At 66.3% G+C, this 8646-nt stretch carries 9 protein-coding genes; 8 read left to right on the plus strand and 1 reads right to left on the minus strand.

The features are described 5' to 3' along the window. The 7 genes from hflK to hspQ form a co-directional block, all read left to right on the plus strand. The coding region (gene hflK, locus ACLP25_RS29690; protein WP_442472686.1) for an FtsH protease activity modulator HflK at positions 1-687 on the plus strand (687 nt) is incomplete at its 5' end. Further along, positions 684-1610: a protease modulator HflC gene (gene hflC / locus ACLP25_RS29695; RefSeq protein ID WP_442472687.1), complete on the plus strand. Its 927-nt coding sequence runs from the start codon at positions 684-686 to the stop codon at positions 1608-1610. The genes hflK and hflC, both read left to right, overlap by 4 nt. 1 nt (position 1611) lies before the next feature. Next, positions 1612-1803, plus strand: a complete 192-nt coding sequence (locus ACLP25_RS29700; RefSeq protein ID WP_442472688.1) for a DUF2065 domain-containing protein — start codon at positions 1612-1614, stop codon at positions 1801-1803. Between the two features lie 65 nt (positions 1804-1868). Next, the gene (locus ACLP25_RS29705; RefSeq protein ID WP_442472689.1) at positions 1869-3368 is read left to right on the plus strand and encodes a DegQ family serine endoprotease; all 1500 of its coding nucleotides are present in this window, start codon (positions 1869-1871) and stop codon (positions 3366-3368) included. A gap of 11 nt (positions 3369-3379) precedes the next feature. After that, on the plus strand, positions 3380-4585 hold the full coding sequence (locus ACLP25_RS29710; RefSeq protein WP_442472690.1) for a dipeptidase: 1206 nt from the start codon (positions 3380-3382) through the stop codon (positions 4583-4585). A gap of 195 nt (positions 4586-4780) precedes the next feature. Next, positions 4781-5824 carry an HpcH/HpaI aldolase/citrate lyase family protein gene (locus ACLP25_RS29715; protein WP_442472691.1) on the plus strand — a complete coding sequence of 348 codons (1044 nt, stop codon included), beginning with the start codon at positions 4781-4783 and terminating at the stop codon, positions 5822-5824. Positions 5825-5888: 64 nt separating this feature from the next. Continuing rightward, a complete protein-coding gene (gene hspQ, locus ACLP25_RS29720) occupies positions 5889-6221 on the plus strand; it encodes a heat shock protein HspQ (protein ID WP_442472692.1) in 333 nt (110 codons plus the stop codon). Positions 6222-6329: 108 nt separating this feature from the next. On the opposite strand, the gene ACLP25_RS29725 is transcribed toward hspQ, so the two are convergent. Beyond that, positions 6330-7094: an invasion associated locus B family protein gene (locus ACLP25_RS29725; RefSeq protein WP_442472693.1), complete on the minus strand. Its 765-nt coding sequence runs from the start codon at positions 7092-7094 to the stop codon at positions 6330-6332. 264 nt (positions 7095-7358) lie between these two features. On the opposite strand from ACLP25_RS29725, the gene ACLP25_RS29730 reads away from it, so the two are divergent. Continuing rightward, on the plus strand, positions 7359-8646 hold a 1288-nt coding region (locus ACLP25_RS29730; protein WP_442472694.1), incomplete at its 3' end, for an extracellular solute-binding protein.

Genomic DNA, 8646 nt, shown 5'->3' on the forward strand with positions numbered 1-8646 from the left:
GTGCCGGAGGAGAGCCAGATGCTCACCGGCGACAAGAACATCGTCGACGTGCACTTTCGGGTGAACTGGCAGATCGATCCCGCCAAGCCCGAGGACTATGTGTTCAACATTCTAAGCCCCCGCGAGACGGTCAAGGCGGTGGCCGAGAGCATCATGCGCGAAGTCGTCGGCCTCAAGACCATCGACGGCATTCTGACCACCGACCGCGCCGCGGTCGAAGCTGACGTGCAAAAGCGCATGCAGGACCTGCTCAACGAATATCGAGCGGGCGTCCTGGTCAAACAGGTCCAGCTCCAGTCGGTCGACGCGCCGAGCGAGGTCATTTCGGCCTACCGCGATGTGACCGCCGCACAGCAGGACCAGCAGCGCCAGGTCAATGAAGCCGAGACTTACGCCAACAAGGTCGTGCCGGAAGCCGAGGGCGGCGCGTCGCGAATCGTCGCCGAGGCCAATGCTTATCGCGAGCAGACGATCCTCGACGCCAAGGGCCAGACGGCCCGCTACAACCAGATTCACGAGCAGTACAAAAAGGCGCCCGGCGTGACGCGCGAACGCATGTACCTCGAAACGATGGAGCGCGTGCTCGGCCCGATGGACAAGACGATCGTTGACACGAACGGCACGACGGCGCCTGTGCCCTACATCTCGCTCGACGCGCTGTCCAAGTCCACGGGAGGCGGCAAATGAGCCGTCACCTCTCCGGGCTTGCGATCGCTGTGATCGCCGCCGTCGCGATCGTCATCGCGTCCCTGTCGACGTTCGTCGTCGATCCGACCGAACAGGCGCTTGTGCTGCGTTTCGGCCAACCCATCCGCGACCTGATCGGCGCGCCCGGCCTCTACTTCAAGTGGCCGTTCATCGACACGGTCGTCTATATCGACAAGCGCATTCTCGCGCTCGACAACGAGCGCCAGGAGGTGCTGGTGTCGGACAACCAACGGCTCGAGGTTGACGCGTTCGTCCGCTACAAGATCGACGACCCGCTGCTCTTCTATCAGTCCGTGTTCAATACGCGCGGCGCTGACGCCCAGCTCGGGGGCATGCTCAACTCCGCGCTCCGCCGGACGCTCTCGGGGGCGTCGATCACCGACATCGTGCGCGACAAGCGCGACGCGCTGATGGCCGACATCAAGGACCAGATGATCACCGGCGCCCGGCGTTTCGGCCTCGATGTCGTCGACGTGCGGATCAAGCGCGCCGATCTGCCGGCCGAGAACTCCGAGGCCGTGTTCCACCGCATGCAGACCGAGCGCCAGCAGCGCGCGGCCTCGTATCGCGCCCAGGGTTCGCAGCAAGCCCAGCAGATCCGGGCGGAAGCGGACCGAAAGGTCACAGTCATCACCGCCCAGGCGCAGCAGCAGTCCGAACAGATCCGCGGCGAGGGCGACGGCGAGCGAAACCGCATCTTCGCCGAGACCTACGGCGCCGACCCGGAGTTCTTCGCCTTCTATCGGTCGATGCAGGCCTATCAGAACGCGTTCAAGGACGGCCAGACTCGGTCGCTGGTCAGCCCGAAGTCGGACTTCTTCCGCTATTTCTCGACGCCGACGCCGCCGCCGGAAGGGACGCCGCCGGCCGCGGCGGCTCCGCCGACGGCCAAGGCGGATTGAGGTGCGCGATTTCGCTGCCGCGGTCGGCCTCGTCTTCGCCATAGAAGGGTTGTTGATGGCGGGGTTCACCGAGCAGATGCGCAAACGCATGGCGGCGGCGGCCCGCGAGGACCCGAACAGGCTGCGCGGGGTTGGGCTGGGCGCGGCGCTGCTCGGCGTCGCGATCGTCTGGGCCTCGCGCTCACTGCTTTAGCTCCTATCTAAAGGCGTCGGGCTTGCCCCGCAGCGCCGGGAATTGACGATTTCGAGGAGGACTCCATGAGCCACGTTGCGCGGATTTCGACGTCGCCTCGGCCTCGGGTCCGACCGGCGCTTGCGGCTGCGCTCGCTTCAGTGCTGGTCGGCGCGCCGCTCACAGCCTTGCCGGCAAGCTCCGCGTTCGCCCAGGCGCGGCCGACCAACCTCGCCGATCTCGCCGAACAGGTCGACGACGCTGTGGTCAACATCTCGGCAACCCAAACGATCGAGGAAAAAGGCAGCGCGATCCCGGACCTTCCCAAGGGCACGCCGTTCGACGAAATGTTCGAGGAGTTCTTCAAGAACCACGGCGGCGTTCCGCATCCCCGAGCCCAGAAGGCCCAGTCGCTCGGCTCTGGATTTGTCGTTGATCCGAGCGGGATCATCATCACCAACAACCACGTCATCGGCGACGCCAATGACATTGTCGTCATCTTCAACGACGGCCGCAAGCTGAAGGCTAAGGTGATCGGCAAGGATTCCAAGGTCGACGTCGCGGTGCTTAAGGTCGAGAGCGACAAGCCGCTGAAGTCCGTCAAGTTCGGCGACAGCGACAAGGCGCGCGTCGGCGACGGCGTGATGGCGGTTGGGAACCCGTTCGGCCTCGGCGAGACCGTGACGGCCGGGATCATCTCCGCCCGCAATCGCAATATCGAAAGCGGCCCGTACGACGACTTCCTGCAGACCGACGCCTCGATCAACAAGGGCAATTCGGGTGGCCCCCTGTTCAACATGCAGGGCGAAGTGATCGGCATCAACACGGCGATCCTGTCGCCGTCCGGGGGGTCGATCGGCATCGGTTTCGCGACCCCGTCGGCGACTGTCCAGCCGGTTATCGCTCAACTCGAACAGTTCCATGAAACCCGGCGGGGCTGGCTCGGCGTGCGCATCCAGCCAGTCGACGACACGATCGCCGAAAGCCTCGGCCTCGGGACGGCGCGCGGAGCGCTGGTCGCCGGCGTCGACGACAAGGGCCCGGCCAAGCCCGCGGGGCTCCAGGCGGGCGACGTGATCGTCAAGTTCGACGGCAGGGACATCAAGGAATCGCGCGATCTGCCGCGGATCGTCGCTTCGACGCCGGTCGGCAAGGCGGTCGACGTCGTCGTCATCCGAAGCGGGCAGGAAGTGACCAAGTCGGTGACGCTCGGGCGCCTCGAGGACGGCGGAAAGGCCGCCGAGGTCGCGAGCAACGAAGACGTCGTGGTCCCGGAAAACGCGGTCCAGAAGGCGCTCGGGATGGAGTTCTCCGGCCTCACCGACGAGGCGCGAAAGAGTTACAAGATCAAGGACAGCGTCAAAGGCGTCGTCGTCACGTCCGTCGAGCCTGGGTCCCCGGCGGCCGATCGCGGCTTGAGGCCCGGCGACGTGATCGAGGAGGTCAATCACCAGGCGGTCGAGAAGCCGGGCGACCTCGCCAAGGCGATCGAGGCGGCAAGGAAGGACAACGCCAAGAAGCCGGCGCTGCTGCTGGTGGCCAACGGCGACGGCATGGCGCGCTTCGTCGCCATCCCTGTCGAGTAAGGCGGCGCAAGGTGGACGACTCCGCGAGCGCGCGGCCCGCCCGAGCGGACAACGCCCTCTCGATGGCCCGCGCCGTTCTCGAGCGCGCGCCGCTGTTCGACGGGCACAACGACCTGCCTTGGGTCATCCGGATCGACAAGGCGGCGCGCGGCGACGTCATCGCCTACAATCTGAATCGGGTGCACGAGAAGGCCGACACCGACATCCCGCGCCTGCGCCAAGGCATGGTCGGGGCGCAATTCTGGGCGGCGTTCCAGCCGACGAGCGCGCCACACCCCGCGCGGACGGCGCTCGAGCAGATCGACCTCATCCGCCGCATCGAGGAGGCGCATCCGGACGTGTTCCTCCCGGCGCGGCGGGCGGCCGACTACGCCAAAGCCAAGGCGGCCGGGAAGATCGCCTCGTTCATCGCGGTCGAAGGCGGCGTGGGGCTGGAGAATTCCCTCGGTCCGCTCCGGATCTGGCATGCGGCCGGCGTGCGGCTCATGACCCTCTGCCACAACGAGACCCTCGACTGGGTCGATTCCGCCACCGACGCGCCGCGCAACGGCGGGCTGAACGCCTTCGGCCGCGTGGTGATCGGCGAGCTCAACCGGCTCGGTGTCGTGATCGACCTCGCCCATGTCTCACACGACGGGATGCGGCGCGTGCTCGACGCGACGGAGGCGCCGGTCGCGCTCACCCACTCCAACGCCTATTCGCTCTGCGACCACCCGCGCAACGCTCCGGACGACGTTCTCCGGCGCCTGAAGGACAACGGCGGCCTCGCGATGGCGACCTTCGTGCCGGGGTTCGTGTCCCAGCCTTTGCGCGACTGGCTGAGGCGCGGGCGCGACGCCTACGGCAAGGCGCCTCTGGCGGCGGACCCGAAGGCGCAATTCGCCGAGCTCGAGGCCAGGCACGGAATCGCGCCGAAGGCGACGCTGGAGCAGGTCGCCGACCATGTCGAGCGCCTTGCGGAGACCGCCGGCGTCGATCACGTCGGGATCGGCTCCGACTATTTCGGCGGCGCTTCGCCCGAGGGTCTGGAGAACGTCAGCCGGTTTCCGCACCTGTTCGCCGAGCTCGTGCGGCGCGGCTTCTCCGAGCGCGATCTCATGAAGATGGCCTCGGGGAACATGCTGCGGGTTCTGCGCCAGGTGGAATTGGTCGGCAAGAGATTGAGAAAAACGCGGCCGCCAGCAATCGGCCGGATCGAGGATTATCCGGGCGCATAATCCCGCCATCGCTGCGCGCGGGGACAGTAAGCGCCGGGGTTCTCCTACAATCTTGGAGCGGAAGCGGAATGGGGGAGGGCGGCCGTCAGGGCTTAATCGGCCTCAAACCCGCCGCGCCGCTAAGTCCGTCGGCTAATTGCGGCGCCGGCCAAATCGAACTATGGCTCGCGCCCAACTGTTGTGAAGGGGCCGACCATGAAATCTCCGCGCAAGATTTTCGAACCGCTGGCGATCGGCGCGCCGCGCCCTTACCTGGAGTTGCCGTCGAAGCTCGAGCGGATGATCCATTTTGTGCCGCCGCACATCGAGAAACTGCGGGCCAAGGCAGGCGAGCTCGCCGGGCAGGTCGACGTCGTCCTCGGCAATCTCGAGGACGCCAACCCGATCGAATCCAAGATCGCCGCGCGCGACGGCTTCATCGCCATGGCGAAGGCGACCGACTTCGGCTCGACAGGCTTGTGGGCGCGCGTCAACGCCCTGAACTCGCCCTGGTTTCTCGACGACATGACCCGGCTCGTCGGCGAGATCGGCGACAAGCTCGACGTCGTGATGATCCCCAAGGTCGAGGGCGACTGGGACATCCATTTCGTCGACCAGTATCTTGCGCTGCTCGAAGCGCGGGGCGGCCTCAAGAAACCGATCCTCGTCCATGCAATCCTCGAAACGCCGCAGGGCGTGAACAATATCGAGGCGATCGCCGTCGCCTCGCCGCGCATGCATGGGATGAGCCTGGGACCGGCCGACCTCGCCGCCTCCCGCGGCATGAAGACGACCCGCGTAGGGGGCGGGCATCCCGACTACAAGGTCCTCGCCGACGTGACGACGCCCGGCGCGGCGCGCCTGTCCGCCCAGCAGGATCTGTGGCATTACACGATCGCCCGGATGGTCGACGCCTGCGCGGCGCACGGCATCAAAGCGTTTTACGGACCGTTCGGCGACTTCTCCGATCCGGACGCCTGCGAGGCGCAGTTCCGCAACGCCTTCCTGCTGGGATGCGCCGGCGCCTGGACGCTGCACCCGAGCCAGATCGCCATCGCCAAGAGAGTCTTCTCCCCTGATCCGGGCGAAGTCGCATTCGCGCGAAAAATCCTCGCGGCCATGCCGGACGGCTCGGGCGCCGTGATGATCGACGGAAGGATGCAGGACGACGCGACCTGGAAGCAGGCGCGCGTCATCGTCGAACTCGCCAAGCAAGTCGCGGCGAAAGACCCGGAATACGCCGCGCTTTATCAGCTCTAAAGACGTAACGCAGAGAGACGAATCGCGAATTGACGCAGTACCGATCGCGGACTAAGGCCTCGGCATGACGCCGCGCATCGCAAAATTTGGCATCGGCCAAGTGGTTAAGCACCGGGTCTACCCGTTCCGGGGCGTTGTCTTCGACGTCGACCCGGTCTTTAACAACACTGAGGAGTGGTGGCGCTCGATCCCTGCGGAGATCCGGCCGTCCAAGGATCAGCCGTTCTACCACCTCTACGCCGAGAATGCAGACAGCCAGTACATCGCCTATGTATCCGAGCAGAATCTCCTGCCCGACGATTCGGGCGAGCCGGTGCGCCACCCCCAGATCAGTGAGACGTTCGAACGCACGCCCGATGGACGCTACCGGGCTCGCGGCCCGGCGAGAGCGAGCTAGGCGGGCTCCCGGGTTGAGATGAAAAAGGCGCGCCCGCTCGCTGCGGCGCGCCTTTTTGTCTCGCATTCCGTCTCCCGCACCGAAGCGGGAGACGCACGCCAAGGGCGACTACTGCTTCGGGGCAGCCGGCGCCGCCGGAGCGGCAGGCGCGGCCGGGGCCTGGGATGGCGCAGCGGCGCTGTTTTGCTGCTGCTGTTCCAGCATCTTGCGCTGCTCTTCCGCCTTCTTCTGCAATTGCTGCTGAAGCGCCTGGCGCTGCTGCTCGAGCAGCTTCGGATCCGTCGGCTTGCCGTCGAACGTCGTCCCGAAATCCTTCAAGGGGATGTTGAAGGTCAGCTCGCGCCCCGAGGGGTCGCCGCCCGGCACGCGCAGGACGACGGCGAGGTTCTGGCCCTTCTTCAGGTTGGAGAGAGCGCTCGCGCTGATCTCGACCTCGGCGGTGCAGGCGTTCTGGAAGCACATGTCGTACTTGCCGTCGATCGGCTCTGCCTTGTCGATGATGACGCGGAAGCCGGGCTTCAGCAGCATGCCGATCGGGAGCAGCATGAAGCGGAGCTTCCTCTTCTCTTCGCCCTGGAGTTCGAAGACCTGCATGCTGACCATTGGCGGCTGGTCGGCCGAAGTGGCGAAGTCGCGCATCGTCTGGCAGGCGTCGCGGCCGGTCGTCTGCTCCTTGCCGCAGAGCTTGACCCACTGCGGCTCGGGCGACACAAGATCGACCTTCGACGGGATTTGAGGCTGCTGACCGGGCTGCGCGCCCGCCGCCGGAGCGGCGGGGGCGGCCGGCGCGTTCTGGGCCAGCGCCGCCCCTGCGCCGAGCGCCATGCTCAGTGCGAGCGCCGCGGCGCCCAAGCGCGTGATCGGGAAATTCATCAATCGTCCTTTCAAGCCGTAAACGAGTGAACTCGGTGCGCCCTCGCGCGCCCTTCGCGCTGCGGCCGCGCGGGCCTTCAGCCAGCCGTCTGGCGACAATATGACCCTGCGGCGTCCGCCGGCAGGCGGCTCCCCGAGCGCGCGCTCTCTTTCCATATCCGGCGCGACAATCCAATAACAATTTCGCCCGTGCGGCTCGACGCGTGAGCGAAATCATCGATAGGAACCGAGAAAGGTCGCATTTTCCGATGCTAAGGTCCGGTCATGATCGGCCTTGCGATTCGTTGTCTCCTGGTGGCGGTCGCGCTCGGCGCGCCCGTGCGCGCCGCGACCGGAGAACCTGTCTCCGCCATCGCCATGCACGGCGAGCCCGCGCTGCCGCCGGGTTTCGCGCACTTTCCTTACGTGAACCCAGACGCGCCCAAGGGCGGCCGGCTCAACCTCGCCTTTCTCGGCGCCTTTGACAGCCTCAACCCTTACAACGTCAAAGCGCTTTCGACGGCGCAAGGGCTGGTCGGCAACGTTTATCAGTCGCTGATGATCCGCTCGGACGACGAGCCGTTCACCCTCTACGGCCTGATCGCCGAGAGCCTCGAAACCGACCCGGCGCGAGACCGTATCGTCTTTCATCTCAATCCGGCGGCGCGGTTCTCCGATGGCTCACCCATCACATCGGCCGACGTGCTGTTCACCTTCAACCTCCTCAAGGCGAAGGGACGGCCGCAGCAGCGCGAGGCCTTCGGCTTGGTGAAGAGCGTCGAGGCGTCCGATGCGCATACGGTGCGGTTCGACCTCAACGGCGCCAATGACCGCGAGCTGCCGCTGACCCTCGCCATCATGCCGGTTCTGCCCAGCGCCCATACCGACGCCGAGCATTTCGAGGACCAGACCTTGCAGATTCCGGTCGGCTCGGGCCCCTACCGGGTCGCGGAGGTCAAGCCCGGCGAGCGCCTGGTGCTCGAGCGCGACCCCAACTACTGGGCGAAAGACCTGCCGATTTCGCGCGGCCTCTACAATTTCGACTCGATCCGGATCGATTATTACCGCGACGCCACGGCGATGTTCGAGGCGTTCAAAGCCGGGCTGATCGACTATCGGGTCGAGGACGACACCAATCGGTGGCGAACCGGATATGATTTTCCCGCCGCTCGGGACGGGCGCATCGTTAGGGCCGCCATTCCGAGCCAGCTGCCGAAGGGCGTCTCCGGCTTCGCCTTCAACCTGCGCCGGGCGCCGTTCGCCGACGTGCGGGTGCGCGAGGCGCTGGCCTCGATGTTCGACTTCGAGTGGATCAACGCCAATCTTTTCGGCGGCGCATACGAGCGTTCCGAAGGGTTTTTCGACGACAGCGAGCTGTCGTCGATCGGCCGTCCCGCCTCGGCGCGCGAGCGCGAGCTGCTCGCGCCCTTTCCGGGTGCGGTGCGTGACGATGTGATGGAGGGCCGGTGGCGAGCCCCGGTTTCGGACGGCACGGGCGGCGACCGCGCGATCGCGCGCCGCGCGATCGACGAACTCAAGCGCGCCGGATACGTGCTGCGCGACGGCCGTCTCG

The sequence above is a fragment of the Roseiarcus sp. genome, assembly GCF_052145395.1.
In the GTDB taxonomy this organism is placed as follows: domain Bacteria; phylum Pseudomonadota; class Alphaproteobacteria; order Rhizobiales; family Beijerinckiaceae; genus Roseiarcus.

Bases quoted from the DNA above. Each gene is read 5' to 3' on its own strand.
- hflC (WP_442472687.1), top strand. From the start codon at position 684: ATGAGCCGTCACCTCTCCGGGCTTGCGATCGCTGTGATCGCCGCCGTC.
- ACLP25_RS29705 (WP_442472689.1), top strand. From the start codon at position 1,869: ATGAGCCACGTTGCGCGGATTTCGACGTCGCCTCGGCCTCGGGTCCGA.
- ACLP25_RS29715 (WP_442472691.1), top strand. From the start codon at position 4,781: ATGAAATCTCCGCGCAAGATTTTCGAACCGCTGGCGATCGGCGCGCCG.
- hspQ (WP_442472692.1), top strand. From the start codon at position 5,889: ATGACGCCGCGCATCGCAAAATTTGGCATCGGCCAAGTGGTTAAGCAC.
- ACLP25_RS29725 (WP_442472693.1), bottom strand. From the start codon at position 7,094: ATGAATTTCCCGATCACGCGCTTGGGCGCCGCGGCGCTCGCACTGAGC.